Source organism: Pseudomonas trivialis (assembly GCF_036864995.1).
In the GTDB taxonomy this organism is placed as follows: Bacteria; Pseudomonadota; Gammaproteobacteria; order Pseudomonadales; family Pseudomonadaceae; genus Aquipseudomonas; species Aquipseudomonas trivialis.
The window spans coordinates 2739676-2766304 of record NZ_CP142151.1 but is presented as its reverse complement, the minus strand read 5'-3'; the positions used below and the strand labels follow the sequence as shown (position 1 = coordinate 2766304).

The window sequence follows — 26629 nt, the reverse complement described above, 5'->3', positions numbered from 1 at the left end:
AAGGAAAAATCCGCGTGACCCGTGCCACTCGCAACTTGCGCAAGACCCTCGATGCCGTCGCCGATAACAACGAAACGGCGGCGTACGAGCTGATGCGCGCCGTCGAACAGCTTGGCGATGAGGTGCTGCGTCAGCGTCTGCTCAACACCATTCACCGCCTTAATCAGGACGCCTGCGACTTGCGCGTAGCGCGCGATTCGGTGGAGCTGGCGTCGGTCAGGCTCGCTTGAGCAGGATCGTCACAGGCAACGGCCCGATCAGGCGAAAAAAGAGTGCTGCAGTGGTAGAGTCGCCTTTTTTCCAAGGAAGCGATGGCATGCGCAACGTGGTATTAGGTGCATTGGTAGTGGCAGCCCTGACGGGGTGCGCCGGTTCGAAGATGAAAGAGGCGCGCGCGGGCAGCCCTTACAAGACACTGGCGTCGGACAAGGGCACGCTGGTGGTTGCCCAATGCATCCAGTACGGCTGGCAGGATGAAAGCGTGTTCGGCGTGGATGCCGGCGGCTTCAAGGAGCCGGTCGGGGCGGGCGGTTTCACGGTCTACACCACCGGCGGCGATTACTTTGTCGACGTGCAAAGCGCGGGCGCCGGATCCAGCGTGAAGTATTACGCCGTCGCCGACAGCATGCCTGCCAAGCGTCGCCTGGCCGCACTGGCGACCTGCCTGTAATCCTTGCCTCAGCGGTTTTCAGAAATGCCCTGCGGGACAGCCCGGGGGCATTGGCCTATGATTCACCCGCCCGCTCGACGTAATGGCTCTTTACCGGTACAGGGATGTCGAGGCCTTGACGTCGAGCGGGCCTCGCATTTACCGCTCTTCAACGTGGCATGAAGCTCAACTGCCAGCGCCGTGGAATCTTCAGCGACACCAGCCCCAACACCCCCGCCAGTGCACCGCTGATCCACAAAGCGCGCATGCCCATCTGCTGTTCCAGCAACGCACCGATCACCGCGCCGACAAACATGCCCGTCCACGGGATCAATTGCACGCGCCAGCCATTACGTCGTTCCCCCAGCACCCAGCGACCCAGCCCACGACCAAATCGCGAGAGCGCCCCCGTCACATAAGTGAGCCCCACCGGCAGTCCGTTCACTTCTTCGACGGCCGCGTTGAGCATGCCCATCGCCACAATCGCCGCCAGCAGCGCGGGCAGCGTATCGGCCAACGGCCAGAGCGCGGCGGCGCAGAGCAGCGCGGCGATGCACAGCAGCAACGGCAGTGCCCGGCGTTTGCCCAGCCGGCTGACGACCACGCCCAAGGCGTTACCCAGAATAAAGGTGGCGACCAGCAGCAACAGGCGCGCAGTCAAACCCAGGTCACCCGCGCTGATCGCCACTGCCAGGCGCGTGGTATTACCGCTCATGAACGACACAAAATCGCCGCTGGCCATAAAACCAATGGCATCGGTCATCCCGGCCAGCACCGACAGCCCGGCCACCAGCATCAGGCCCACGCGCCCGCGCCAGAGTCGCCGACGGGCGAGCGCAGCGCTGGCATACGGTTTGCGGGATAAAGGCAGCATGCGCGCGGATCCTGGGTGAGATTAATCGGCCATTACCGTAGAACGCTTTGAACGGCGGCGCAATGCGTGGATGGCCGGCATGATCCATCCCCGCCCACCACACCCTCGTGGCGAGCAGGCTTGCCCTGCGCTGGGGTACGAAGCGCCCCCAATTAAGGAAAATACGGTGTACCTGATACCGCTCAGCGCCTGGTTTGGGGCTGCTGCGCAGCCCAACGCAAGGCAAGCATGCTCGCCACAGGGCGGTGTGGGGCTCAAGTACGCACCAGTTGCCAACCTTTTTCTTGCCAGATCAACAGGTGAGTCGGCTGGATGGCCTGCAGGAAGGCCTCATCATGGGAGACCACTACCATTGCCCCGGTGAAGTGCTTCAAGGCTTGCTCAAACGCCACGACCGACTCCAGGTCCAGGTGATTGGTCGGCTCGTCCAACAGCAGCAATTGTGCCGGCGTCCCGCTCCACAGGGCGATCGCCATCGCGGCTTTCAGGCGTTCGCCGCCGCTGAGTTGCCCGGCCGGTTGGGTCACCCGCAGCGCATCCAGTTGCAGCAACGCCAGGCGGGTGCGCAGTTCGGCTTCGGCCAGCGGCGTGGCGAGCAGGTTGAGCTGTTCGACCACGGAGCGCCCGTTATCCAGCAGCGCCAGATGCTGGTCGATATACGCCGTCGGCAGATGCACCGAACAGACCCCGCTGGCGACCTGCAATTGACCGGCCAGCAGCTTGAGCAACGTGGATTTGCCGCAGCCGTTAAGTCCCTTTACGGCGATGCGCACGGGCCCGGCCAGGCTGAGCGTCAGCCAAGTTGAAGGTACCAGTGGATCAAGCCACGGCAGTTGCGCTCGCTCAAGGCTCATCACCTGACGACCGTTGGGCACTGTCGAGGCCGGCAAGGCGAGCAGGGTGGGTGTCTCGTGTGCCACGTGTTGGCAGGCCTGGCGCACCTGGGCATCGAGTTGGCCTTTGTGCGCCTGCTGCGCACTGCGCACTTTGCTGACCACCTCGGTAGCGGCACCTTTCCAGCGCGCCCGGGTAAGCCGGTCGACGTTGGCATTCTGCGCATGCTGGCGCGAGCGCGCGGCGTGGCGTTGCAGATCATCGTTCTGGCGTTGCAGGCGTTGCCGTTCGCGGCTGCGCTCAAGGCGTGCGCGCTCCAGTTCGGCTACTGCCGCATGCTGCTGCGCCTCGCGCTGTTGGCGATAATCCTCGTAGTTGCCGCCGTACAGCCGGGCCCCGAGGGGTGACAGCTCAATGATGCGGCCCATGGCATTGAGCAACTGCCGATCATGACTGACCACCACCAGCCCCCCGCGCCAGAAGTGCAGTACCTGCAGCAGCCAGGCGCGTCCGGCGCTGTCGAGGTGGTTGCTCGGCTCATCGAGAATCAGCAATTGTGGCGCCGCCAACAGCGCACCGATAATCGCCACCCGCGCCAACTGACCGCCGCTCAGATGTTCGGCCGGCGTCTGCGCGTCAACGTCAGGCAAACCGGCGGCATCGAGTGCTGCGCGCAAGCGCTCGGCCAGGTCCCAGCGATCATCGATCAACTCCACATCGGCGCCCTCGGCGGTGCCGGCAGCCATGCGTTCAAGCGCCGCGAGGATGGGGGCTGTTGCGCTGAGATGGGCGACGGTGTCTCCCGCCTGAGTCTCCACCGTCTGCGGCACGTACTTCACGCTGGCAGACCCTTTCACGCTGCCGGAAGACGGCGTCAGCACACCGGCGAGCAGCCGGGCCAGCAGGCTTTTGCCGCAGCCATTGCGGCCGACGACGCCGGTCGGGGTGTGATCGATGGACAGGTTAAGGTCTTCCAGCAGGGTTTCGCCGTTGGCGAACTGGAAACACAGGTGTTGCAGGGAAACCAATAGGGGTAGCCGCTTGACGTGAGTCACAGGCACCTCCAGAAAATGTCGAACAGGCCAACAGGCACGTAGGGCGGCCTGTTGCAGATACATTTTTGAAAGGCTCAGTTGTTCACGTCGGCAGTCGTCCGGTCAGCGATAAAGGAGCTTAAGCCTAGCTCGCCTCAGCCAGTTGTTCAAGGAACATGGCCAGCGCCACTTCCTCGGCCTTGAGCCCTTTGCGCAGTCGTGGCGGGGGCAGTTTGGACAGCTCGCCCAGGCTGAAATGTTCGAGCACGGCCGGGTGGATATAGCACTTGCGGCACACCGCCGGAGTGTTGCCCAACTGCTTGGCCACGTCCTTGACCATGGTTACCACATGGCGTTTGGCATCGGATTCGGGCTGCCACTCCAGCTCGCGCAGCACCGCCAGCGCCATGGCGGTGCCGGCCCAGGTGCGGTAGTCCTTGGCGGTGAAGTCCGCGCCAGTGAGGCTGTGCAGGTAGGCGTTCACATCGTGGGAGCTGACGGTATGGCGCTCACCGTCTTCGTCCAGGTACTGGAACAGGTTTTGCCCCGGTAATTCCATGCAGCGCTTGACCACGGTAGCCAGGCGCCGGTCCTTCACGCTGATCTGGTGCTCAACGCCGCTTTTGCCACGGAACTGGAACTGGATTTCGCTGCCCTTGACGTCGACATGGCGGTTGCGCAACGTCGTCAGGCCGTAGGATTTGTTGTCACGGGCATACTGGGTATTGCCGACGCGAATCAAGGTGGCATCGAGCAACATCACCACGGTCGCGAGCACCTTTTCACGGGTGAAACCGGGCTCGGCCAATTGCGCTTCCAGTTGTTTGCGCAGCTTGGGCAGGGCCTTGCCGAAGGCCTGCAGGCGTGAGTACTTGTCGGTGTCGCGCACTTCGCGCCAGCGCGCGTGATAGCGGTACTGCTTGCGCCCGCGCGCGTCGCGGCCGGTGGCTTGCAAGTGGCCGCGGGGGTCGGCGCAGATCCATACATCGGTGTAGGCCGGCGGCACGGCCAGCGCATTCAGGCGTTTGATTTCGTGGGCATCGGTGATGCGCTTGCCATTGATATCGAAATACTGGAATTTGCCGCGCAACTGCTTGCGGGTGATGCCAGGTTGGGTGTCATCGACGTAGTGCAGGTCGCGGGGCAGGTCGGAATCGGGCATGGGCAACTTCCTTGGCAACAGATCAGGCCGGTATGTCTGATTGACCGCAGCGATGTGCGGTCGTGCCAAATGGTTACGCCAGCACCGCGACTGCCTTGATCTGTGCCCATAACGCCTGCCCGGGGTGCAGTTGCAACTGGTCGCGGGAGTACCGTGTGATCCGTGCCAGCAGCGGTGTGCCGCCGGCATCCAGGCGCACCAGCACGTGGGCGCTGTTGTCTGCGGCGATTTCCTCGGTGACCGTCACCGGCAGACGGTTAAGGATGCTGCTGTGCTCCTGCGCCTGCAGGCTCAGGCTCACATCCCGCGCCTGCACTTTCACCCGCAGCGCACGGCCCAATGCCAGCGGCGCGTGGGCGACACGCATGTACAAGGCGCTGTCGGGCAGTTGCAGGGTGAGCAGTTGGTAGGCAGCGTCATAGGCGCTGACGGTGCCGTGGATTACCACGCCGGCATCGTCGCCCCGCGCCAGAGGCAGGTCCAGGCGCGCCAGGGTTTCGCCGATCGGACCGCTGGCCAGCGCCTTGCCGTCGCTGAGCAACACGATGTGATCGGCCAGGCGCGCGACCTCATCCTGGGCGTGGCTGACGTAGAGCAGCGGAATATCCAGTTCGTCGTGCAAACGTTCCAGGTACGGCAGGATTTCGCCCTTGCGCTGGCTGTCGAGGGCGGCCAGCGGTTCGTCCATCAGCAGCAGCTTGGGACTGGTGAGCAAGGCGCGAGCAATGCCGATGCGCTGGCGTTCACCGCCGGACAGGTGCTCGGGGTTGCGCTCGAGCAGATGGCCGATGCCCAGTAATTGGGTGGCCTGGGCCATATCGACACGGCGCGCCTGGCGCGGGATGCGCTTGAGGCCGAATTCGAGATTGGCCCGCACCGACAGGTGAGGAAACAGGCTGGCTTCCTGAAACACGTAGCCCAACGCGCGTTTATGGGGCGGTACAAACAGCCCGTTGCGGCTGTCCTGCCAGACCTCGTCGTTGATCTGGATAAACCCGTGTTCGGCGCGCTCCAGCCCGGCGATGCAGCGCAGGCAGGTGGTCTTGCCGGAGCCGGAGTGCCCGTACAACGACGTCACACCGCGCCCGGGCAGGTGCAAATCCACATCCAGCGCAAAACCTGGGTACTTCCTGTGCAGACGTACTTCGATCATCGACATCAGCTCCAGCCCATGCGGGTTTTACGGCTGGAATAAAGTGCCAGCAGCACGACGAATGCAAACACCACCATGGCGCCCGCCAGCCAATGGGCCTGGGCATATTCCATGGCTTCGACATGATCGTAGATCTGCACTGACACCACCCGCGTCTTGTCCGGGATATTGCCGCCGATCATCAGCACCACGCCGAACTCACCGACGGTATGGGCAAAGCCAAGGATGGAGGCGGTGATGAATCCAGGGCGTGCGAGGGGCAGGATCACCGTGAAAAACGTGTCCCAGGGGTTGGCCCGTAAAGTGGCAGCGACCTCCAGTGGGCGCGTGCCAATGGCAGAAAACGCGTTTTGCAACGGCTGCACCACGAAGGGCATGGAATAGATGACCGAGCCGATCACCAGCCCGGCGAAACTGAAGGTGAGGGTGCCCAGGCCTAGCCATTGGGTGAACTGGCCGACGTAGCCGTGGGGCCCCATGGTCAACAGCAGATAGAAGCCGATAACGGTAGGCGGCAGCACCAACGGCAAGGCGACAACCGCACCGATGGGCCCGCGCCACCACGAGCGGGTGCGCGACAGCCAGAGCGCAATCGGCGTGCCGATCAACAGCAGGATCACGGTAGTGAGTGACGCCAGTTTGACGGTCAACCAGATCGCGGAAAAATCGGCACTCGATAGCGGCATTTACAGCTCGTAACCGTAGGACTTGATGACGGCTGCGGCTTTTGGTCCCTTGAGGTAGTCAACGAGGGCCTTGGCTGCGGCGTTGTCTTTGCCCCTGGTGAGGATCACTGCGTCCTGTTTGATCGGGTCATGCAGTGAAGCAGGAACAATCCAAGCCGAACCGTGCGTGACCTTGCCGTCCTTATAGATCTGCGACAAGGCGACAAACCCCAGTTCGGCGTTGCCGGTGGACACGAACTGATAGGCCTGGGTGATGTTCTGGCCCTCAACCAGCTTGTCCTTGACCTGCTCGGTCAGGCCCTGTTTGGCCAGCACCTGGGTGGCGGCCAGGCCGTAAGGCGCAGCTTTCGGATTGGCGATGGACAGATGTTTGAACTGATTTTCCTTGAGCACCTCGCCCTTGGCGTCCACATAACCGTCCTTGACCGACCACAACGCGAGGGTGCCTACGGCGTAGGTGAAGCGCGAGCCCTTGACGGTGTCGCCTTCGTTTTCGAGTTTTTGTGCGGTGGTGTCGTCGGCGCTCAAGAACACTTCGAACGGCGCGCCGTTCTTGATCTGGGTGTAGAACTGCCCCGTTGCCCCGTAGGACGCAACCAGCTTGTGGCCGGTGTCTTTCTCGAAGTCGGCGGCAATCGCCTGGATCGGCGCGGTGAAGTTGGCGGCCACGGCCACCTGGACTTCATCGGCCTGGGCTGACCCGAAGGCGAGGGCCGCGACCAGGACGGCCAGGCGAGGGGCGTGAATCTTCATGCTGCAGCTCCTTTGAGGGTTGGCGGTGCGTGATGGCGCAATCGCTGTGTAGGCAAATATATAGCGCTTGGCCATTGTCGGTACAGCGCGAAGTGCCTACTTCAGTTTTGCCAGGGCTTGTTCGGCCAGCTCGCGGGTCAGCGCGCAGGTTGAAATGTCTTTGCCCAGGCGCACTGCCTGACCGGCCCACAAGTTGCTGAAGCCCGCTTCGTCTCTGGCCTTGAGCGGCATCAACGCACCGCCGGCCTTGGGAAACGCAGGTGCTGCGGGGTTCATCGCGCCGAGTTCACGCATGACCCGGTTGACGATGCCCCGCGCCGGGCGACCTGTGAACAGGTTGGTGAGGGCAGTCTCGCTGGCCTGGGCATGGCGCAGCGCATGGTGGTGGGAAGCCGTCACGGTGGCCTGCGGCGTAAACAGATACGCCGTGCCGATCTGCACCGCTGACGCGCCCAGGGCAAAGGCCGCAACAATGCCCCGCGCGTCAGCGATACCACCGGCGGCGATAACCGGCACGCTGACGGCGTCGACAACTTGCGGCAACAACGCAAACAGGCCGATCTGGCTATTGAGGTCGTCACTCAGAAACATCCCACGGTGCCCGCCGGCCTCAATGCCCATGGCGATGATGGCGTCGCAGCCATGTTGCTCCAGCCAGAGGGCTTCCTCAACGGTGGTGGCCGACGACAGCACCTTGGCACCGGTAGCTTTCACCCGGTCGAGTAGAGATTTTTCCGGCAAGCCAAAGTGAAAGCTCACCACTTCGGGCCGAAACGCTTCGACCACCCGACACGCTTCGTCGTTAAACGGCGCGCGGTTGGACACGGGCGTTGGCGAATCAAAGTCGGCACCCAGTTCGCGGTAGTAGGGTTCGAGTAACGCTTTCCAGTGGCTATCCCGCACTTCGTCTGGCGCGGGCGGTTGATGGCAGAAAAAATTGACGTTGATTGGCCGGTTGCCTGCCTGACGAATCGTGGTCAGAGCGTCACGAAGTTGCTCGATGCTCAGCGCCGCGGCAGGCATTGAGCCCAGCGCACCGGCTTCGTTGGCGGCGATGACCATGGCGGTGGTGGTGGCGCCGGCCATGGGCGCCTGGATAATGGGCACTTCGATGCCCAGCAGGTCGAGAATGCGGGTGTCTGGCCAGGTGCTCATGGGATGGGTCTCCAGCGTAAGTAAGACGGTTCGCTGTTTTAACAGGGCCATGGTCATCCGGCCAGTCTGTTCAACCCTCGCGTTCTCGCTCCAATAGCTGCCGCTTGCGTTCCACGCCCCAGCGATAACCACTCAAATCGCCGTTGCTGCGCACCACGCGGTGACAGGGAATGGCGACCGCCAGGCTGTTGGCCCCACAGGCTTGCGCCACCGCACGGGATGACGTGGGCGCGCCGATGCGCTGGGCGACCTGCGCGTAGCTGGCGGTGCTGCCCGGCGGAATATCGCGCAAGGCCTGCCACACCCGTTCCTGAAACGCCGTGCCGCGCAGGTCCAACGGCAGGTTCAGGCCCAGGTCAGGCGCTTCGATAAAGCCCACGACCTGAGCGATCAGCTGTTCGAAGTCGTGATCCGCGCCGACCAGCTCGGCCTTGGGGAACTTGTCCTGCAGGTCTTGCACCAGCGCATTCGGATCGTCGCCCAGCAGGATCGCGCACACGCCTCGCAGGCTTTGCGCTACCAGGATCGCGCCCAGCGAGCATTCACCCACGGCAAAACGGATTTCGCTGTTGGTGCCGCCGGCCTTGTAGTCACTGGGCTTCATGCCCAGCATTTGCCCGGCCGACTCATAAAAGCGGCTGTTGGAGTTGAAGCCTGCATCGTACAGCGCGTCCGTGACGGTGCCCTGCTGCGTGAGGCCGTCGCGCACTCTGCGTGAGCGTTCGGCGCGCGCGTAGCCCTTGGGCGTGAGGCCGGTGACCGATTTGAACACCCGGTGAAAATGGAAGGGGCTCAACCCGGCCTGCAGAGCCAGGGTTTCAAGGCTGGGTTCGGTGTCGGCCTGTTCGATCTGGCGACACGCGCTGGCCACCAGTCGGGCATGCTGGGTGGCGCCTTCGGTGCGTTTATTCGGCCGATAACCGGCCGCCTCGGCTTGTTGAGGCGTGTCAAAAAACTCGACGTTCTCCGGGCGCGGCCGGCGTGCGCTGCTGCTGGGCCGGCAATAGACGCCGGTGGTTCTGACGCCGTAGACAAACAGGCTGTCGGCCTTGGGGTCTCGGGCGAGGACAGCAGCCCAGCGTGGGTCTTGTTCAATGTTCATGGCCTGGACTCTTGACGGTTCACCGGCAGATTAGCTGCACGGATGGCCCGTGGCACTCTGAAGCTTGCGGTCAAATCAGCCGGCAGTACGAAAGGTGAGGTTGATGCGTTGCGCGCCCATGACCGGGTGCTCGCCGTCCTTGATCGGCATCACCCCATGAAAGCGCAAGCGATCGACACCGCCCCAGACCACTACATCGCCATGGAACAAGGAGACTTTTTGCGGCTTGTCACTGCGCGCGTGGCCGCCGAACAGAAAGATCGCAGGCAGCCCGAGGGACACCGACACCACCGGCGCACTGTAGTGGCGTTCGTTCTTGTCCTGGTGCAAGGACATTTTGGCGCCGGGCACGTAACGGTTGATCAGGCAGGCATCCGGTGCGAAGTCGCTGAAGCCTGCGCTCGCCGCCGCCTGCTCGGCCAGTTGGCGCAAGGCATCGGGCAGGGCAGGCCATGGCTGTTGATTGTGGGGATCAATCGGGCTGTAGCGGTAGCCAGTGCTGTCGGTGGTCCAGCCCAATGCGCCACAGCTGCTCAGCGCCGCCGACATGGTAAAGCCGCCGGGTGTGACCATTCTGCGAAAGGGCGAGCGGGCCAGCAGGCTTCTCAGCTCGGGCAGCAGGCGATCAATCCATGGCAAGGCAAAGCCTCTGAGCACCCAGGATTGTTCGGAGATCTGCTCGCGGCTTGCCGGTTGCTGCAAGGCCTCGTCGGCAAACAGATCGGCAGTGGGGCCGGCCATGGGCTTACAGCGCCTTGCTTACGGTGATCTCGCTGATTTCGTCGCTGGCATCGTGAATTTTCGCCAGCGCTTGCCTGGCTTCTTCAATGCTTTTGGACTCAAGCTGGGCGAACTCAAAGCGGCGTTCGCCGTTGAGCTTGTACTTGATGACGTATTTGGTGGTGGTGATCACAGCTTTATTCCTGTCAGTGCGCGGGTCAGCTCAGCTTGCTGCTGGTACGGCGGACGATGCGGATCTTGTGGGACAGCGCCGGTTTGCGGGTAACGCTAATGGCGCGACGGGTGACTACGTCCAGGGTGATATTCCAGAAACCGGTGCTCGGCGCGGTGATCTTGGCCGGGAACTGATCGAAGGCGCCACCGTGGTAAGTGTGGCGGCCGCCGTTCTTGAAGCTGCGAAAGTTCGCATCGCTCATCAGACGGATATTACAAGTTTGCGAGCATTCGATGACGACGATGTCTCCCTCATTGAGGTGCTCACGCTGGTGGATGAATTTCATGAGGTGTCTCCAGAAGGGCTTTTTCTGAAAAATCAGAACGATACGTAGGTTAAGATGGAGTTTATCAGCCCCAGCGCGTTTATTATCGGGCCGTCGTCGACGACTTCGACAATTTAAAACAGTTTATCTACCCAGTTATCAGAGAAAAGTCCTACTTTTACGGGAGAAAATTCCCATGCCCGCTGTCGTAGGGTCTTTATCGGAGGTTTTTGTATGAAGTGGAGTGTGTTGGTTCTGGCGTTGGCGATCGGCGGGTGTGCTTCGGTTGCAGACATCAAGCAGACCCCGCCCACACTGGCGGTGATTTCCGGAAAGAAACCGCAGGATTATGCGGCGTGCATTGTGCAGAAGTTGTCCAGCACGCGTCGGCCATCGCAGATAGAGCCGCACAAGAACGGGGTACAGGTGATCGTGCCACAGAAATTCTCGTCTGACCCTTCGGCGATTTTCGAGATTGAAGACCGTTCCAGCGGCAGTAGCATCAAGCTTTACGAGAGCATGTCCAACGTGCCGATCCGCCCGGGTGACGTGAAGAAAGCTGGGGAAGATTGCATCTCCGGCTGAGTGCTGTAACAGGTCCAACCTTTTGAATCCGATAAAAATGCCGCTCGACCCTTGAGGCCAAGCGGCATTTGTGTGTTTTTGGAACGCCGTCATGAAACGTGAACACGTCACAAGCTGTCAGGCCGAGGGCCTGATTTCTGCCACTCACATTATCCAGAACCCTGCTGATCTGGGTGAATGGATCGTCTTCTTCAAAAAAGCGGCGGCCGCAGTTTTTTCCTGGTGGATGATCAGGATGAAGTGGAGTCCTTCGCGCGCCTGGATGATTTGACCGAGACGCTGCGAGGGCTGGGCATCCGCTTTGCCGAGATTCAGCTATAAGCTCGCAGCGCCTATTTGCAGACGACCACTACACTGCGGCCCTTGAAATTGCCGACATCCTTGCCGAGCGTCTTGTCTTCTTCGCTCAGTGCAGGCGTGCCTTCGGTGCCGATGATGCGGTAACCGGTGCCGGCGCAGGAGGCATCGGCCTTCTCGTAACAGCTGGCCCAGGAGTTGACTTCGCCTGAGCAATCGATGGTCAAACCTTGTTCGCCATTTTTGAGGACCACGTCAGAGGTGGTGGTGCAACCGGTCAGCGCCAGTACTGCAATCAGTGTCAGGATCTTGTTCATGGTGGGGTCGTCGTCGAAGGTGTTATAGAGGGGGCGCTGACACTGTCGTGGGGCGTTTGCGCAAGATTATAGCGATCTGCCATCTTGGTACAGACAAACACAAAAAAGCCCCGATTACCGGGGCTTTTTGTGCAGGGTTTTAAGGCTTATTTGCCCTTGGGCCGCTTGCTGGACGCATGGCCTGCCTCATCCACGAAGACTTCGGCAACGGCAATGGCCATGCTCTCGCTGGCGAATACGCCTGCGACGCTGTCACCGTGGAAGTTGATCAAGTGCCAGCCGTCCGCTCGCTGGGTGATCAGGTAGCCATTTACGCCTTTGGGTTCTGACATCTATTAACCGTCTCATGATGTGATTCAAGGCCACAATGATAGCGCCAAACGTTGCATTGCGGCCCAGGTTATTGCATATCCATGGGGTGGGTGAGGGCACTTGTCACAAGATATGCGGAACTTACGCAGAAATTTTTTCTCTATCTTGCTATCGCAACGCCAGCAGGACCCATTGTAAGGTGACTGCGGCGTCATTAGACTGCGCCGAATTCCGTACGCACAGCCCTTTGTAAGGACTCATATGATCAAGAAATGCTTGTTCCCAGCAGCCGGTTACGGCACTCGCTTCTTGCCAGCGACCAAGGCCATGCCCAAAGAGATGCTGCCGGTGGTAAACAAGCCACTGATCCAGTACGGCGTCGAAGAGGCACTGGATGCCGGTCTGAATGAAATCTCCATCGTCACCGGTCGCGGCAAGCGCGCGCTGGAAGACCACTTCGACATCAGCTACGAGCTGGAAAACCAGATCAAAGGCACCGACAAGGAAAAATACCTAGTCGGTATTCGCAAGCTGCTCGACGAGTGCTCTTTCTCCTACACCCGTCAAACCCAGATGAAAGGCCTTGGCCATGCCATCCTCACCGGCCGCCCACTGATCGGTGACGAACCGTTCGCCGTGGTCCTGGCTGATGACCTGTGCGTCAACCTGGAAGGCGACGGCGTGCTGACCCAGATGGTCAAGCTCTATCAGAAATACCGTTGCACCATCGTGGCCGTGATGGAGGTCAACCCGGCCGAGACCAACAAGTACGGCGTTATCGCCGGCGACGATATTGGTGATGGCCTGATCCGCGTCCGCGACATGGTCGAAAAACCGGCACCGGAAGACGCGCCCTCGAACCTGGCGATCATCGGTCGTTACATCCTGACCCCGGACATCTTCAAGTTGATCGAAGAAACCGAGCCAGGTAAGGGTGGTGAAATCCAGATCACCGACGCGCTGCTCAAGCAAGCCAAAGACGGTTGCGTGATTGCCTACAAATTCAAGGGCCAGCGCTTTGACTGCGGCGGCGCCGAAGGCTACATCGAAGCCACCAACTTCTGCTACGAGCACTTCTACAAGACGGGCAAGGCTTACTGATTCACGCCTGCGCCGTTGTGTTTAAAGAGAAAGCCACCCCCGGGTGGCTTTTTCGTTTTTCAGCCCCATCTAAGTCGGTATGCTGATGTGCTGCCGAGGAGAGTGAAATGGCCTACGATTTTGACCTGTATGTAATTGGCGCCGGTTCCGGCGGTGTTCGTGCGGCCCGCTTTGCGGCAGGCTTTGGTGCCAAAGTGGCCGTGGCCGAAAGCCGCTACCTGGGCGGTACGTGCGTCAACGTCGGTTGCGTGCCGAAAAAGCTGTTGGTGTACGGCGCGCATTTTGCCGAAGACTTCGAGCAGGCCAGTGGTTTTGGCTGGTCCCTGGGTGAAGCGAACTTCGATTGGGCGACGTTGATCGCCAACAAGGATCGCGAGATCAACCGCCTCAATGGCATCTACCGCAAGCTGCTGGTCGACAGTGGCGTGACCCTGCACGAAGGGCACGCGCGACTGGTTGATTCTCATCAAGTGGAAATCAATGGCGAGCGGTTCACCGCTAAACACATCCTGATCGCGACCGGTGGCTGGCCGCAGATTCCGGAGATTCCGGGGCGCGAACACGCAATTGGCTCCAACGAAGCCTTCTTCCTCAAAGAGCTGCCCAAGCGCGTACTGGTGGTGGGTGGTGGCTACATCGCGGTCGAGTTTGCCGGGATCTTCCACGGCCTTGGCGCCACTACATCGCTGCTGTATCGCGGCGATCTGTTTCTGCGCGGCTTCGACGGTTCGGTGCGTACCCACCTGAAAGAAGAGCTGACCAAGCGCGGCCTGGACCTGCAGTTCAATGCCGATATCGCACGTATCGACAAGCAGGCCGATGGCAGCCTCAAGGCCACGCTCAAGGATGGTCGGGTGCTGGAAGCCGATTGCGTGTTCTACGCCACGGGCCGCCGGCCAATGCTGGATAACCTTGGCCTGGAAAATACCGGCGTCAAATTGGACAAGCGCGGCTTTGTCGAAGTGGATGACCTGTACCAGACCGCTGAAGCGTCGATCCTGGCGATTGGCGATGTGATCGGTCGTGTGCAACTGACCCCTGTGGCTTTGGCCGAAGGCATGGCGGTGGCGCGTCGTCTGTTCAAGCCCGAGCAGTATCGCCCGGTGGATTACGCGATGATTCCGACGGCCGTCTTTAGTTTGCCGAACATCGGCACCGTTGGCCTGACCGAAGAAGATGCGAAAGAGCAGGGCCACAGCGTGAAGGTGTTTGAAAGCCGCTTCCGGCCGATGAAGCTCACGCTTACCGACTGCCAGGAAAAGACCTTGATGAAACTGGTGGTCGACGCCGACACCGACAAGGTGCTGGGTTGCCACATGGTCGGCCCCGATGCCGGCGAAATCGTGCAGGGCCTGGCAATCGCGCTCAAAGCGGGCGCAACCAAGCAGCATTTCGACGAAACCATCGGCGTGCACCCCACGGCCGCTGAAGAGTTCGTCACCATGCGCACGCCTGTAGCCGACTGATCAGGCGTCAGGCGTTGCCTCTGGCGTCGTCGCAACGACGGCCGCCAGGCGTAGCGCCTCGATGCTGGCCTGGGCCTTGATCAGGTCCAGTTCCAGCGTCTTGTTCTTTTGTTGATGCTCGGCCAGCGCGTCCTGGCGTGACTGGCTGTCCAGCATGGCCACGCGCAGACGTTCCTGCAGCAGGGCGCGTTCGCTTTCAATCCGGTTTGCCTGTTCGCTTAGCGCGAGTTGCCGGGCCTGGTCTTCGCGGGTCTGTTCCTGCAGTGCATTCAGTTCCCTGGCTGTGACGCGGTGCTCGATCAGCAGGCGCTCGTTGTCACGGTGCAACTGAGTGATCTCGTCCTGACGCACCATCGCGCTTTGCTGAGCCTGGCGCAGCTCGGCCTGGACCTGCTGCACCTGGCCCTCGTGACGACGCTGCTCCTGCTCGCGCTGTTCCTTGATGGCGTTGCGGTAGTGCTCCAGTGCATCGCGGGCGTGCAGGTGTTTTTCTTCCAGCGAGCGGATCTGTTCGTCTTTATCGTTGATCCTCAATTCGTAATCGCTGCACGCCTGGCTGAGCCCGGCGTTGCGTGTCTGCTCGGTTTGCAGGCTGGTGCTGGCGGTCTGCAGCGCTGCACTTTCTTCTGCAAGCGCTGCGGTCTGGATATCGAACTGCTGCTTGAGCTGGCTGTGGGCAAGCTTGAGTTCTTCCAGCTGGCCGAGCAGGGCGGCTTTGTCCTGTTCGAAACGCGCCTGGGCCAGGTCAATTGGCTCCTGGGCTTTCTCCTTGAGGCGCTGGGCCAGCCGTGACACCAGCTCGCTCAACTCGTCGTCGATGGGCGCCTGGGTGATGCTCGCCCGGGTTTCGCTTTCGTCCAGCTCCTTCAAATACCGATGAATAGTGGTTTTCGAACCGGTATTGCCCATCTCGATGCGTACCGCGTCGATGCTGGGGTTTTCGCCGCGGGCGATGATCGCCAAGCGGGCTGTCTGGACTACTGCCTTGTTAATGCCGCCACGAGCCATGGGGTCTCCGTCGATTTCGTACTGTGGTACAGAGTATGTAGTTACATACCGTATCATAAATATAAAAGTCTTTAAATTCATGATTTAACAGATGGGATATTGGCGTATTATCCCGTGTCATGTGCGTTGTGAGCGCGAAAACCTCTGCCATCAGTACGAATAGGCCTGCCATGAGCGATATGGAGCGGTATCTCAACGCGGCCACCCGCGACAACACGCGCCGCAGCTATCGCGCGGCCATTGAGCATTTCGAAGTGAATTGGGGCGGATTCCTCCCCGCCACCAGTGACAGCGTTGCGCGCTATCTGGTGGCGCATGCAGGCGTGCTGGCGGTCAATACGTTGAAGCTGCGCCTGTCGGCGTTGGCGCAGTGGCACACCAGCCAGGGTTTTCCCGATCCGACCAAGGCGCCCGTGGTGCGCAAGGTGCTCAAGGGCATTCGGGCCGTGCACCCGGCTCGGGAGAGGCAGGCCGAGCCGTTGCAGCTTATTCACCTGGAACAGGTGGTGGCGTCTCTGCAGGCAGAGGCCCAGCAGGCGAGCAATCAACAGGATCAGCCGCGATTACTGCGTGCCCGGCGCGACACGGCGCTGATCCTGCTGGGGTTCTGGCGCGGGTTTCGCAGTGATGAGCTGTGTCGCCTGCAGATCGAACATGTGCAGGCCACGCCCGGCGCCGGTATCAGCCTGTACCTGCCGCGCAGCAAAAGCGATCGTGACAATCTCGGCAAGACTTACCAGACGCCTGCGCTTTTGAGGCTGTGCCCGGTGCAGGCCTACAGCGAATGGCTCAGCGCCTCGGCCCTGGTACGCGGCCCGGTGTTTCGCGGCATTGACCGCTGGGGCAACCTGGGCGAGGAGGGCTTGCACTCCAACAGCGTGATTCCATTGCTGCGCCAGGCGCTGGAGCGTGCGGGGATCGCCGCCGAGCAATACACCAGTCACTCATTGCGCCGGGGCTTTGCGACCTGGGCTCACCGCAGCGGCTGGGACTTGAAGTCGTTGATGAGTTACGTCGGCTGGCGCGACATGAAATCGGCCATGCGCTATGTTGAGGCGACCCCCTTTACCGGCATGACGCTGGCCAGCCAACCGCTTCTGTGAGATTTCTTCTATTAATACAGCTACCTGATAGGGAAAACCAATCACCAGCATCAGGTTTGCCAATGAGCCATCGACGTAAAGAGTGGTTAGGATTCACCCCATCAACTTCATAACCCCTGACGGAGAGTCAACGATGCCTATCATCAACAGCCAAGTAAAACCGTTCAAAGCCACCGCATTCAAAAACGGCAGCTTCGTAGATGTGACCGACGCTGACCTGAAAGGCAAATGGTCCGTTGTGTTCTTCTACCCAGCCGACTTCACTTTCGTCTGCCCAACCGAACTGGAAGACCTGGCTGACAACTACGCCGAATTCCAGAAACTGGGCGTCGAGATCTACAGCGTGTCCACCGACACCCACTTCGCTCACGCTGCCTGGCACAACACCTCGCCAGCCATCGGCAAGATCCAGTACACCATGATCGGCGACCCGACCCTGACCATCTCCCGCAACTTCGACGTGCTGATCGAAGAAGCTGGCCTGGCAGACCGCGGTACTTTCGTGATCAACCCGGAAGGTCAGATCAAGATCGTCGAGCTGAACGACGGTGGTGTTGGCCGTGACGCTTCCGAGCTGCTGCGCAAAATCAAGGCTGCCCAGTACGTCGCTGCCCACCCGGGCGAAGTGTGCCCAGCCAAGTGGAAAGAAGGCGAGGCCACCCTGGCTCCGTCGCTTGACCTGGTCGGCAAGATCTAAGCCTGTGAAGCACCCAGGGCGGGTATCCGCACCTACTCAGTAAGCTGCAACCGCCCTCAAAAACGCCCGGGCGAGATTCGCTCGGGCGTTTTTTTATACCCGAAATCAAAGGAAATCGCCCGTATGTTGGACGCCACTCTTAAAGCTCAGTTGAAGTCATACCTGGAACGGGTCACCCAGCCGATTGAGATCGTCGCCTCCCTCGATGACGGCGCGAAATCCCAGGAAATGCTTGCCCTTTTGCAGGACGTGACCAGCCTCACCACGCTGATCACTCTGAACACCGATGGCAATGACGCGCGCAAGCCATCGTTCTCCATCAACCGCCCGGGTGCCGATATCAGCCTGCGTTTTGCCGGCATCCCCATGGGCCATGAATTTACTTCGCTGGTGCTGGCCCTGCTGCAAGTCGGCGGCCACCCCTCGAAAGCCAGTGTCGAAGTGATTGAACAGATTCGCGCCCTTAAAGGCGAGTTCAGCTTCGAGACTTACTTCTCGCTGTCCTGCCAGAACTGCCCGGATGTAGTCCAGGCGCTGAACCTGATGGCCGTGCTCAACCCGAACATCCGCCACGTCGCCATCGACGGCGCGCTGTTCCAGGCAGAAGTCGATGAGCGCCAGGTCATGGCGGTGCCGAGCGTTTACTTGAACGGCGTGAACTTTGGCCAGGGCCGCATGGGGCTGGAAGAGATTCTCGCCAAACTCGACACCAGCGGCATCGAAAAAGCCGCCGAAAAAATCAGTGCCAAGGACGCCTTTGATGTACTGGTCGTCGGCGGTGGCCCGGCCGGTTCTTCGGCCGCCATCTACGCTGCGCGCAAAGGCATTCGTACCGGTGTTGCGGCCGAGCGTTTTGGCGGCCAGGTGCTGGACACCATGTCCATCGAGAACTTTATCTCGGTGCAGGAAACCGAAGGGCCGAAACTGGTCAGCGCCCTGGAAGCCCATGTGCGTCAGTACGACGTGGACGTCATGAACCTGCAGCGCGCCAGCAGCCTGATTCCGGCAAAAAATGCCGGAGACCTGCACGAGATTCGCTTCGAAAGCGGTGCGACTCTCAAGTCCAAGACATTGATTCTGGCCACCGGCGCCCGCTGGCGTGAAATGGGTGTGCCGGGCGAGCAGCAATACAAGGCCAAGGGCGTCTGCTTCTGCCCGCACTGTGATGGCCCGCTGTTCAAGGGCAAGCGTGTCGCGGTGATCGGCGGCGGTAACTCCGGCGTGGAAGCGGCCATCGACCTGGCCGGTATTGTCAGCCACGTCACTTTGCTCGAGTTCGACAGCAAACTGCGCGCCGACGCCGTGTTGCAACGCAAGTTGCACAGCCTGCCGAACGTGGACGTGATCACCAGTGCGCTGACCAGTGAAGTCAAAGGCGACGGCCAGAAAGTCACCGGCCTCGTGTACAAGGATCGCGACAGCGGCGAGTTCAACACCCTCGACCTGGAAGGCATCTTTGTGCAGATCGGCTTGCTGCCTAATACCGACTGGCTCAAAGGCACCGTGGAGCTGACACCACGCGGCGAGATCATCGTCGATGCCCGTGGCGAAACGTCACTGCCAGGCGTGTTTGCCGCCGGTGACGTGACGACCGTACCTTACAAGCAGATCGTGATTGCGGTAGGCGAGGGCGCTAAGGCCTCACTGAGTGCTTTCGATCATTTGATCCGCAGCTCCGCCCCGGCTTGATACCGGGCCCGCCAATGAAAAACCCCATGAGCGATCATGGGGTTTTTTTGTTACAGCGGCGCGGGCTGAATGATCTCGACCCAGTACCCATCCGGGTCCTTGATAAAGGCCAGGCTTTTCATGCGGCCATCCGACAGGCGCTTCTGGAAATCGCAGCCCAGGGCTTCGAAACGCTCGCAGGCGGCCACAATATCCGGCACCGAGATGCAGATATGACCGAAACCGCGCGGATCGGTGTTGCCGTTGTGGTAGGCGAAATCCGCGTCGTTTTCGGTGCCGTGGTTGTGGGTCAGTTCCAGGATGCCTGGAATCGACTTCATCCACTGGGTACGCGCGGCGGCGTCCGCTGGAATCTGTGCCTTATCGACGAGGGCGAGGAAGTACAGGCTGAATTCCGCTTCCGCGAAATCGCGTTTTTCCACCAGGGAAAACCCCAGCACGCGCGTATAGAAGTCCAGCGATTGAGTGATGTCCTTGACCCGCAGCATGGTGTGGTTGAACACGAAGTTCGAGGTGGCGGTATCAGGTTGGGCAGTGACGCCCGGCAAGGTGTTCAGTTCGTGCAGGCTCATGGGCCCTCCAGAAAAAATGGGGCAAAGCGGTCCCTTGGCTTGCGGCAAGCGTCCGTGCTGCGCGGTCATGATACGCAAGGCCCGCCGGTAGCGCCAAAAGAAAAGGTCACGCAGGCCTTGCGAGTCGCGGGTGTGGGGGCTCAGACTTTGACGCTTGAACCTTGGGCGTCTTTGCAATGATCCAGTTACCTAAACCGCTGTTGAATGTCCTGTGTTTATTGTCGGCCAGTCCGTTGGTATGGGCGGCCGACCCGGAAGTTCACTGGCCCAGTGGCTGGCAGGTAGAGGACGTGGCGCCTGACGCCCAGACGCCCGCGGCCGCTGCGAGCGTGTCGCGCCAGCGGGCAATCAAGAACGACGAGAATGGTGCGACCCTGATGGTCATGGAGCTGACCGCCACGCCGATTGAGGCGGGGCACAAGGTCAATCTGCAAGGCGTGTTGCTGGAAATGCGTAAATCCATCCAGAAGGATTTCGCCCAGGGCGGTTATCAAAGTGTGTGTACCAAAATTCACGCCAGCACATTGAGCCGTCTCGATGCATTGGAATCTACCTGCGTGATTACCGAGAACGGCAGGCATGTGCTGTCACAAACATTAGTCGGCGCTGTTGATGCCGATAAGGCCTATGTATTTTCATTTGCGGGTCAGGCCCAGGCTTATGAGGCGAGCAAGGATGAAGTCAGTTCAGTGCGCAGCACGCTGAAACTTTAAGTGTGGGGTACTTATCGATTTTGAACAAAATGAAATAATATTTAAGTTCGATATCGAACCCTTGAATAAAAAAGCCCCGCTTAAGCGGGGCTCTTTGTTAGTGCGCTGCGATCAGCCGCGCAACCAGGAGTCTACAGTGGCAGCGCCATACTGTTCTTTCCAGGCTTTAAGGCCGCGATGGTTGCCGCCCTTGGTTTCGATCAGCTCGCCGGTGTGCGGGTTGTGGTACACCTTGACCACGCGTGCACGGCGCTGTTTGGGGGCGGTAGCGACTGCAGCGCCGGCTTTGCCCGGGTTTGGATCGAGAATGGAGATGACGTCGCGCAAGCCCTTGCCGTAGTGCTTCATGAGTGCCTGAAGCTTTTCTTCGAATTCGATTTCTTTCTTCAGGCCGGCGTCGTTCTTCAGGGATTCCAGCTGGGCGAGCTGCTCTTGAAGGGCTTTTTCTGCTGCGCGAAATTCGGCGAGTCTGGACAAAATCTTTACTCCAATAGTGTATGTGGCTGACATCAACTGCAGACAAAGCTATAAGCCAAAAGCGTTAAGGCGACTCAACTAAGATGGCGTCTGCGGGCGCTGCACAGGCAGGAAAAATTGTAGTAGTTAATCCGTCTTGAGTAAATCAAGTCTTTTGTCTGAACTCCATTATTTCACATTGCTAGTCGCTGGCTATTCAATGGCGGACCAGGGATTTAATGAATTCAGCGCCGGGTAACGGCCGTCCGAATAGATAACCCTGCAGGAAATCCACACCGTGCGCCGCCAGATATTCACATTGTTCGACCGTTTCCACGCCTTCGGCAACGATAGCCAGGTCGAGCTTTGCAGACAGTTCGATGATGCTGTCGAGAATATGGCGGGAGAGCGCATCGACGCCGATCATGGCGACAAAACTCTGATCGATCTTCAAGTAGTCAACGTGGAAGTTGCGCAAGTAACCCAGACTGGAATGCCCGGTGCCGAAGTCGTCTATGGCGATCAACACCCCCAGTTCATGCAGCGCGTTGAATAATCGACGGGTGACATCCGTAGGCTCGATCAACTCGCGCTCGGTGAGCTCCAGCACCAGCGTGACGTGACCGGGTGGGAAGGCCGCAAGAAATGCCTGGCAATCCTCCACCAACTCCAGATTGCGGCAGTGCCGGGCCGTGATGTTCACCGCAATGTGAAAGCCGGGAGTGAGAAGCCCTGCGTGCGGCGCCAGTTGTTCGGCGGTCTGGCGCAGCAGGGCGCGGGTCATCGGTACGATCAGGCCGCAATCCTCGGCCAACGGGATAAACAGGTCGGGCCGCACCAGGCCTTCCTTGGGGTGCTGCCAGCGCATCAGCACTTCGCAGCCTGCCCATTCGCGGTTATCGCCGCGCACCACCGGCTGGAAATACGCGAGAAACTCATTGGCGCCCAGGGCTCGCCGCAGCTCATGGGTGGGCCTGGACACACGTTTTTGCAGGCCATGTGCGAGCAGGCCCGCCAACAGGCCAAAAAACAGCACCAGGCTGAACATGGCCGGGTAGCGTGCCTGCATGTAGCGCCAGACTTCACCTGCCGGCAGGCCGGCATCGACGCTCAATTGATAGCGTTCGGACGCAAGCTGGTGGTGGGCCACGGCAAACGTCGGAACCGCAGTGGCGTGCGCTTTGCCGTCGTTCCCCAGCCAATTGGGGCCCACTTGCAGCACCATCTGCGCATGTCGGCTGAGCAGGCGCAGGGTATTGGTCAGGTGGTAGCCATCGATTGAGGCGAAGGCGGCCCGGTCACCATCGACCAGCCGGTACACCAGCAATGCCGTGTCCGGCGTCACCGGGTTGCCTTTCATCAGCCACAGTCGCCCATCCACGTAGTCGGCCGGGTTGATGCGTGATACGTGATCGCTGCCGAACAGCGACGTGCAGTAGATGTTTTCCTGCCAGGACAAGGTCGTTGCGCGCACAAACGGCCCCCGCGTGACCTGCTCACGCAGCGCCAATTGCACCGCCTGGTCGCAGGGTTTGCCAGCCAGCGGCAGCAGCGCCTGGGTGGCGAGGGCGGTTTGGTCGAGCATCAGCTCGAATTGGCGCACCGCTTCCTGGGCGGCTTGCACCGTGTTGTGCTTCAGGGTGCGCTCGGCTTGCCAGTGCAGGATGAACACACCCAGCACAACGGGCACCAACGCACAGAAAACGCTGATGGAATGGCGGGCGAGGGGCTTGCGCGGGCCTTTGACAGATAAGGGCATAAGCGGCCTGTAAGGCGAGTGGGGGCGCCAGGAGGCCGGCGGCAATATAGCGATGATAGATGCCTGGGTTGAAATATGCTTGTCGCGCAGCAGGCCAACATTGTATCAACTGCTGTTACAAACTCCTTGCACGGGGCATGGCACTGGCGATCTGATAAGACTGCGGACAAACAAGGTTACGCTGTGTAGAATCGATTTACGCATACAAGAATATGGACTTGCGCTCACGCAAGCCTCTGCCGTCAGAGACTGATGACACCATGAAGCTACTCGGCTCCCCCCTTATCTTCGGTGACTTCCTCGCCCGCAGCGTGCGAGGCCTCTCCTGCGCGCCGCCCTCAACCCTCATCACTGCACGCCACTGAACAATTGCCAACCACCCGCATGATGAGGCGCCGACCATGGCAGACCACTACGAAAACCCGATGGGCCTGATGGGCTTTGAATTTATCGAATTCGCATCACCGACCCCAGGCATCCTGGAGCCGATCTTCGAGATCATGGGCTTCACCCAGGTAGCCACCCACCGCTCCAAGAACGTGCACCTGTTCCGCCAGGGCGAGATCAACCTGATCCTCAACAACGAACCCGACAGCCTGGCCTCGTATTTCGCGGCCGAACACGGTCCGTCGGTGTGCGGCATGGCGTTTCGCGTCAAGGACTCGCAAAAGGCCTACACCCGCGCGCTGGAACTGGGTGCCCAGCCGATTCATATCCAGACCGGTCCGATGGAACTCAACCTGCCGGCCATCAAGGGTATCGGCGGCGCGCCGTTGTACCTGATCGATCGCTTCGGCGAAGGCAGTTCGATCTATGACATCGACTTCGTCTACCTCGACGGCGTGGAGCGCAATCCCGTCGGCGCCGGCCTCAAGGTCATCGACCACCTGACCCACAACGTGTACCGCGGCCGCATGGCCTACTGGGCGAACTTCTACGAGAAGCTGTTCAACTTCCGTGAGGCGCGCTACTTCGATATCAAGGGCGAGTACACCGGCCTGACGTCCAAGGCTATGAGTGCGCCGGACGGCATGATCCGTATCCCGCTCAACGAAGAGTCGTCCAAGGGCGCGGGGCAGATCGAAGAATTCCTGATGCAGTTCAATGGCGAGGGCATCCAGCACGTGGCGTTCCTCACCGACGACCTGATCCAGACCTGGGACGCCTTGAAGCGGATCGGCATGCGCTTCATGACTGCGCCGCCGGACACCTACTATGAAATGCTCGAAGGCCGCCTGCCCAACCACGGCGAGCCGGTCGACCAGTTGCAAGCGCGCGGTATCCTGCTGGACGGTTCGTCGATCGAAGGCGACAAGCGCCTGCTGTTGCAGATTTTCTCGGAAACCCTGATGGGGCCGGTGTTCTTCGAATTCATCCAGCGCAAAGGCGACGATGGGTTTGGCGAGGGCAACTTCAAGGCGCTGTTCGAGTCGATCGAGCGCGATCAGGTGCGTCGCGGTGTGTTGAGCACCGACTGACCCATAAAAGCCCGGCTTCGGCCGGGCTTTTTGTTGCCTGGGATTCAGGCCCGGCGCTGGCGCACCAGGTGCTTGAAGCCTTCGAACACCAGCACCATCACCGCGATCCAGATCGGAATGTAGGTCAGCCATTCGCCCGGTTTGATGCCCTCGCCGAGCAGCAGCGCCACCACCAGTAAAAGCACCGGCTCGACGTAACTGAGCAGCCCGAACAGGCTGAACGCCAGCAGTCGACTGGCAATGATATAGCTCACCAGCGCCGAGGCACTGATCAGCCCGAGTATGGGGATCAGCGCATAGAGTTTCGGGTGCGCATCCATTACCGCAAATCCCTGTTCACCGCTCTGCACGAACCACCAGGCGACCGGCAGCATCAGCGCCATGTCCAGCCATAGCCCGCCCAGGTGGTCGGTCTTGAGGTATTTGCGGATGATGAAATACAGCGGGTAGCCGATGATCACCACCAGCGTCGCCCAGGAGAAGCCTCCGGCCTGGAACAACTCGTTGAGCACCCCGAGACCGGCAAAGAACACCGCGATCTTCTGCAGGTAAGACAACTGCTCGCCCCACACCAGGCGCCCGGTGAGCACCATGGTCAGCGGCAGTAGGAAATAGCCCACCGACACGTCCAGGCTACGTCCGTTGAGCGGCGCCCACATGAACAGCCACAACTGCAGGCCAAGAAAGGTCGAAGACAGCATCGCCCCGACGATCAACTGTGGCTGGGCCGCGATCCTGCGCAACAGCGCCCATGCACGCCGCCACTCGCCGGTGACGACCATGAATACGGTCATGCAGGGCATGGTCAGCAGCATGCGCCAGCCGAAAATTTCCAGTCCGCTCAACGGCGTCAGCAACGACGTGAAGTAGTACATGACGGCAAACAACACCGAAGCCGATACGGATAACACAACACCTTTAGACACGCTGCCCTCGCGCAAACCGTTTAATCCAATTTCAAGCGCAGATTATGGTGGTTTTAGCGAAGCAGCGTCGCGCTATTTTGGGGCGTTTTTTTTGACGGTACTTGGCCTGCTCAGGCCTTCAGACTGCGGGTCATGCGCAAAGCCAAGACGCTGCCCGCCACAATTACCGCTGCCAGCAGGTACAACGCCATATCCGTGGACCCGGTGGCATCCTTCACAAAGCCGACAATATAAGGGCTGAGGAAGCCGGCCATCTGGCCCATGGAGTTGATCAACGCCAGGCCGCCCGCCGCCGCGCCTGCACTGAGCATGGCGGTGGGCACCGGCCAGAACATTGGCAGGCCGGTGAGGGCGCCCATGGTCGCAATCGTCAGGCCGAGGATCGCGATTGCCGGCGTGGTGGCGAAATTCACCGCAATCACCAGGCCGATGGCGCCCATCAGCATCGGCACCACCAGGTGCCAGCGCCGCTCCTTGCGCAAATCGGCGGAACGCCCCACCAGCAGCATGAACACCGCCGCCAGCAGATAAGGAATCGCGCTGAGCCAGCCAATCACCAGGTTATCGCTGAACCCCAGGTTCTTGATGATCGACGGCAACCAGAAGTTGATCGCGTAAACACCGCTCTGGATACAGAAGTAGATCACGCCGAACGCCCAGATAGCCGGGTTCCTGAACACCTCAGCCAGCGAATCGGTGCTGGTTTTCGGCTTGTTCGCCAGGTCTGTGGCCTGGTCGGCTTCCAGCACCGCACGCTCGTGGGGCTTGAGCCACTTGGCATGGGCAAAGCTGTCGCTGAGCATAAAGTAGGCGAGAGCGCCGAGGATCACCGTGGGAATGCCCTGCAACAGGAACATCCACTGCCAGCCCGCAAGGCCGCCTTGACCGGCGGCGAAATGGTTGAGGATCCAGCCGGAAAACGGACTGCCCAGCAGGCCGGACACCGGGATTGCCGACATGAACAAGGCCATGATGCGCCCCCGGCGGAAGGTCGGGAACCACTGCGAAAGGTACAGCACCACGCCCGGAAAGAAGCCCGCTTCGGCGGCACCGGTAAACAGGCGCAGGGTGTAGAAGTGCGTGGGCGTGGTGACGAACAGCAGGCAGGTCGACAGCGTGCCCCACACGATCATCATCAACGCGATCCAGCGCCGCGGGCCGAACCGCGTCAGCGCCAGGTTGCTCGGCACGCCGCACAGCACGTAGCCGATAAAGAAGATCCCGGCCCCCAGGCCGTACACGGTTTCACTGAACTTCAATGCGTCGAGCATCTGCAACTTGGCAAAGCCGACGTTGACCCGGTCGAGGTAGTTGAACAGGTAGCAGATGAAGATGAAGGGGATCAGGCGCAGGGTGATGCGCTTGTAGATGGCGTTTTTTGCGTCATCGGTGGCCGGTGCTGCAGCGGCGCTCTGGGACATGGCGGTCTCTCTTTATTATGATTTTTTGCGATGCACAGGTAACGTTGATCGCCCAACGAGTCTCGGCCAACGGGCAGGCTGCTGTCTTTGTGCCCGCGCACAGTCAA

29 protein-coding genes and 1 pseudogene are annotated in these 26629 nt (G+C 60.4%); 11 read left to right on the top strand and 19 right to left on the bottom strand.

The features are described from left to right. Nucleotides 1-14: 14 nt before the first annotated feature. Nucleotides 15-230: a hypothetical protein gene (locus VRB54_RS11990; protein ID WP_209982087.1), complete on the top strand. Its 216-nt coding sequence runs from the start codon at nucleotides 15-17 to the stop codon at nucleotides 228-230. 86 nt (nucleotides 231-316) lie between these two features. After that, nucleotides 317-670, top strand: a complete 354-nt coding sequence (locus VRB54_RS11985; protein ID WP_338477355.1) for a hypothetical protein — start codon at nucleotides 317-319, stop codon at nucleotides 668-670. A 148-nt stretch (nucleotides 671-818) separates the two neighbouring features. Here VRB54_RS11985 and VRB54_RS11980 read toward each other — a convergent pair whose 3' ends face one another. From VRB54_RS11980 to VRB54_RS11930, 11 genes are all read right to left on the bottom strand, one after another. Continuing rightward, nucleotides 819-1523: a YoaK family protein gene (locus VRB54_RS11980; protein WP_338477354.1), complete on the bottom strand. Its 705-nt coding sequence runs from the start codon at nucleotides 1521-1523 to the stop codon at nucleotides 819-821. Nucleotides 1524-1777: 254 nt separating this feature from the next. Then, a complete protein-coding gene (locus tag VRB54_RS11975; RefSeq protein WP_338477353.1) occupies nucleotides 1778-3412 on the bottom strand; it encodes an ABC-F family ATP-binding cassette domain-containing protein in 1635 nt (544 codons plus the stop codon). Between the two features lie 124 nt (nucleotides 3413-3536). Beyond that, nucleotides 3537-4553, bottom strand: a complete 1017-nt coding sequence (locus VRB54_RS11970; RefSeq protein WP_338477352.1) for a DNA topoisomerase IB — start codon at nucleotides 4551-4553, stop codon at nucleotides 3537-3539. 73 nt (nucleotides 4554-4626) lie between these two features. Further along, entirely contained in the window at nucleotides 4627-5706 is a 1080-nt protein-coding gene (gene modC / locus VRB54_RS11965) for a molybdenum ABC transporter ATP-binding protein (protein ID WP_338477351.1), read from the bottom strand. Nucleotides 5707-5711: 5 nt separating this feature from the next. Continuing rightward, nucleotides 5712-6392: a molybdate ABC transporter permease subunit gene (gene modB, locus VRB54_RS11960; RefSeq protein ID WP_209982075.1), complete on the bottom strand. Its 681-nt coding sequence runs from the start codon at nucleotides 6390-6392 to the stop codon at nucleotides 5712-5714. Further along, nucleotides 6393-7145 carry a molybdate ABC transporter substrate-binding protein gene (gene modA, locus VRB54_RS11955; protein WP_338477350.1) on the bottom strand — a complete coding sequence of 251 codons (753 nt, stop codon included), beginning with the start codon at nucleotides 7143-7145 and terminating at the stop codon, nucleotides 6393-6395. 96 nt (nucleotides 7146-7241) lie between these two features. Further along, nucleotides 7242-8300 carry a nitronate monooxygenase gene (locus tag VRB54_RS11950; protein WP_338477349.1) on the bottom strand — a complete coding sequence of 353 codons (1059 nt, stop codon included), beginning with the start codon at nucleotides 8298-8300 and terminating at the stop codon, nucleotides 7242-7244. Between the two features lie 70 nt (nucleotides 8301-8370). Then, a complete protein-coding gene (gene ada, locus VRB54_RS11945) occupies nucleotides 8371-9402 on the bottom strand; it encodes a bifunctional DNA-binding transcriptional regulator/O6-methylguanine-DNA methyltransferase Ada (protein WP_338477348.1) in 1032 nt (343 codons plus the stop codon). Between the two features lie 75 nt (nucleotides 9403-9477). Next, nucleotides 9478-10143, bottom strand: a complete 666-nt coding sequence (gene alkB, locus VRB54_RS11940) for a DNA oxidative demethylase AlkB (protein ID WP_338477347.1) — start codon at nucleotides 10141-10143, stop codon at nucleotides 9478-9480. A gap of 4 nt (nucleotides 10144-10147) precedes the next feature. Then, a complete protein-coding gene (locus tag VRB54_RS11935; RefSeq protein ID WP_338477346.1) occupies nucleotides 10148-10315 on the bottom strand; it encodes a hypothetical protein in 168 nt (55 codons plus the stop codon). A gap of 25 nt (nucleotides 10316-10340) precedes the next feature. Next, nucleotides 10341-10643: a DUF1883 domain-containing protein gene (locus VRB54_RS11930; RefSeq protein ID WP_003230751.1), complete on the bottom strand. Its 303-nt coding sequence runs from the start codon at nucleotides 10641-10643 to the stop codon at nucleotides 10341-10343. Nucleotides 10644-10856: 213 nt separating this feature from the next. Between VRB54_RS11930 and VRB54_RS11925 the strand changes: the two genes are divergently transcribed. After that, nucleotides 10857-11207, top strand: a complete 351-nt coding sequence (locus VRB54_RS11925) for a hypothetical protein (RefSeq protein WP_209982062.1) — start codon at nucleotides 10857-10859, stop codon at nucleotides 11205-11207. Between the two features lie 91 nt (nucleotides 11208-11298). Next, nucleotides 11299-11528, top strand: a pseudogene (locus VRB54_RS11920) (hypothetical protein). Nucleotides 11529-11539: 11 nt separating this feature from the next. On the opposite strand, the gene VRB54_RS11915 reads toward VRB54_RS11920, so the two are convergent. Both VRB54_RS11915 and VRB54_RS11910 read right to left on the bottom strand, forming a co-directional pair. After that, complete coding sequence (locus tag VRB54_RS11915; protein ID WP_338477345.1) at nucleotides 11540-11821, bottom strand: hypothetical protein; 282 nt, start codon at nucleotides 11819-11821, stop codon at nucleotides 11540-11542. Between the two features lie 146 nt (nucleotides 11822-11967). Then, nucleotides 11968-12153 carry a hypothetical protein gene (locus tag VRB54_RS11910; RefSeq protein ID WP_209982057.1) on the bottom strand — a complete coding sequence of 62 codons (186 nt, stop codon included), beginning with the start codon at nucleotides 12151-12153 and terminating at the stop codon, nucleotides 11968-11970. Between the two features lie 241 nt (nucleotides 12154-12394). Between VRB54_RS11910 and galU the strand changes: the two genes are divergently transcribed. After that, nucleotides 12395-13234: a UTP--glucose-1-phosphate uridylyltransferase GalU gene (gene galU, locus VRB54_RS11905; RefSeq protein ID WP_003230743.1), complete on the top strand. Its 840-nt coding sequence runs from the start codon at nucleotides 12395-12397 to the stop codon at nucleotides 13232-13234. A 107-nt stretch (nucleotides 13235-13341) separates the two neighbouring features. Next, nucleotides 13342-14700, top strand: a complete 1359-nt coding sequence (gene gorA, locus VRB54_RS11900) for a glutathione-disulfide reductase (protein WP_338477344.1) — start codon at nucleotides 13342-13344, stop codon at nucleotides 14698-14700. On the opposite strand, the gene VRB54_RS11895 is transcribed toward gorA, so the two are convergent. After that, nucleotides 14701-15708: a DNA-binding protein gene (locus VRB54_RS11895; RefSeq protein ID WP_338477343.1), complete on the bottom strand. Its 1008-nt coding sequence runs from the start codon at nucleotides 15706-15708 to the stop codon at nucleotides 14701-14703. 170 nt (nucleotides 15709-15878) lie between these two features. On the opposite strand from VRB54_RS11895, the gene VRB54_RS11890 reads away from it, so the two are divergent. From VRB54_RS11890 to ahpF, 3 genes are all read left to right on the top strand, one after another. Then, nucleotides 15879-16811: a site-specific integrase gene (locus tag VRB54_RS11890; protein ID WP_338477342.1), complete on the top strand. Its 933-nt coding sequence runs from the start codon at nucleotides 15879-15881 to the stop codon at nucleotides 16809-16811. Between the two features lie 133 nt (nucleotides 16812-16944). Next, nucleotides 16945-17508: an alkyl hydroperoxide reductase subunit C gene (gene ahpC, locus VRB54_RS11885; protein WP_003191303.1), complete on the top strand. Its 564-nt coding sequence runs from the start codon at nucleotides 16945-16947 to the stop codon at nucleotides 17506-17508. A gap of 123 nt (nucleotides 17509-17631) precedes the next feature. Then, nucleotides 17632-19197 carry an alkyl hydroperoxide reductase subunit F gene (gene ahpF / locus VRB54_RS11880; RefSeq protein WP_338477341.1) on the top strand — a complete coding sequence of 522 codons (1566 nt, stop codon included), beginning with the start codon at nucleotides 17632-17634 and terminating at the stop codon, nucleotides 19195-19197. A 50-nt stretch (nucleotides 19198-19247) separates the two neighbouring features. Here the strand turns inward: ahpF and gloA are convergent, their stop codons facing one another. Then, nucleotides 19248-19769 (bottom strand): lactoylglutathione lyase, encoded by a 522-nt coding sequence (gloA, locus tag VRB54_RS11875; protein WP_338477340.1) that lies wholly within the window; start codon nucleotides 19767-19769, stop codon nucleotides 19248-19250. 176 nt (nucleotides 19770-19945) lie between these two features. Here gloA and VRB54_RS11870 point away from each other — a divergent pair, with 176 nt between their 5' ends. Next, the gene (locus VRB54_RS11870) at nucleotides 19946-20482 is read left to right on the top strand and encodes a DUF4946 domain-containing protein (protein WP_338477338.1); all 537 of its coding nucleotides are present in this window, start codon (nucleotides 19946-19948) and stop codon (nucleotides 20480-20482) included. Between the two features lie 111 nt (nucleotides 20483-20593). Here VRB54_RS11870 and VRB54_RS11865 read toward each other — a convergent pair whose 3' ends face one another. Continuing rightward, a complete protein-coding gene (locus tag VRB54_RS11865) occupies nucleotides 20594-20959 on the bottom strand; it encodes a histone-like nucleoid-structuring protein, MvaT/MvaU family (protein ID WP_338477337.1) in 366 nt (121 codons plus the stop codon). 196 nt (nucleotides 20960-21155) lie between these two features. Continuing rightward, nucleotides 21156-22697, bottom strand: coding sequence for an EAL domain-containing protein (locus VRB54_RS11860; RefSeq protein ID WP_338477336.1), 1542 nt, complete (start codon nucleotides 22695-22697; stop codon nucleotides 21156-21158). Between the two features lie 401 nt (nucleotides 22698-23098). Between VRB54_RS11860 and hppD the strand changes: the two genes are divergently transcribed. Next, nucleotides 23099-24175: a 4-hydroxyphenylpyruvate dioxygenase gene (gene hppD / locus VRB54_RS11855; RefSeq protein WP_209982039.1), complete on the top strand. Its 1077-nt coding sequence runs from the start codon at nucleotides 23099-23101 to the stop codon at nucleotides 24173-24175. Nucleotides 24176-24219: 44 nt separating this feature from the next. Here hppD and rarD read toward each other — a convergent pair whose 3' ends face one another. Next, on the bottom strand, nucleotides 24220-25101 hold the full coding sequence (gene rarD, locus VRB54_RS11850; RefSeq protein ID WP_338477335.1) for an EamA family transporter RarD: 882 nt from the start codon (nucleotides 25099-25101) through the stop codon (nucleotides 24220-24222). A 110-nt stretch (nucleotides 25102-25211) separates the two neighbouring features. Then, nucleotides 25212-26522: an MFS transporter gene (locus VRB54_RS11845; protein WP_338477334.1), complete on the bottom strand. Its 1311-nt coding sequence runs from the start codon at nucleotides 26520-26522 to the stop codon at nucleotides 25212-25214. Nucleotides 26523-26629 lie beyond the last annotated feature (107 nt).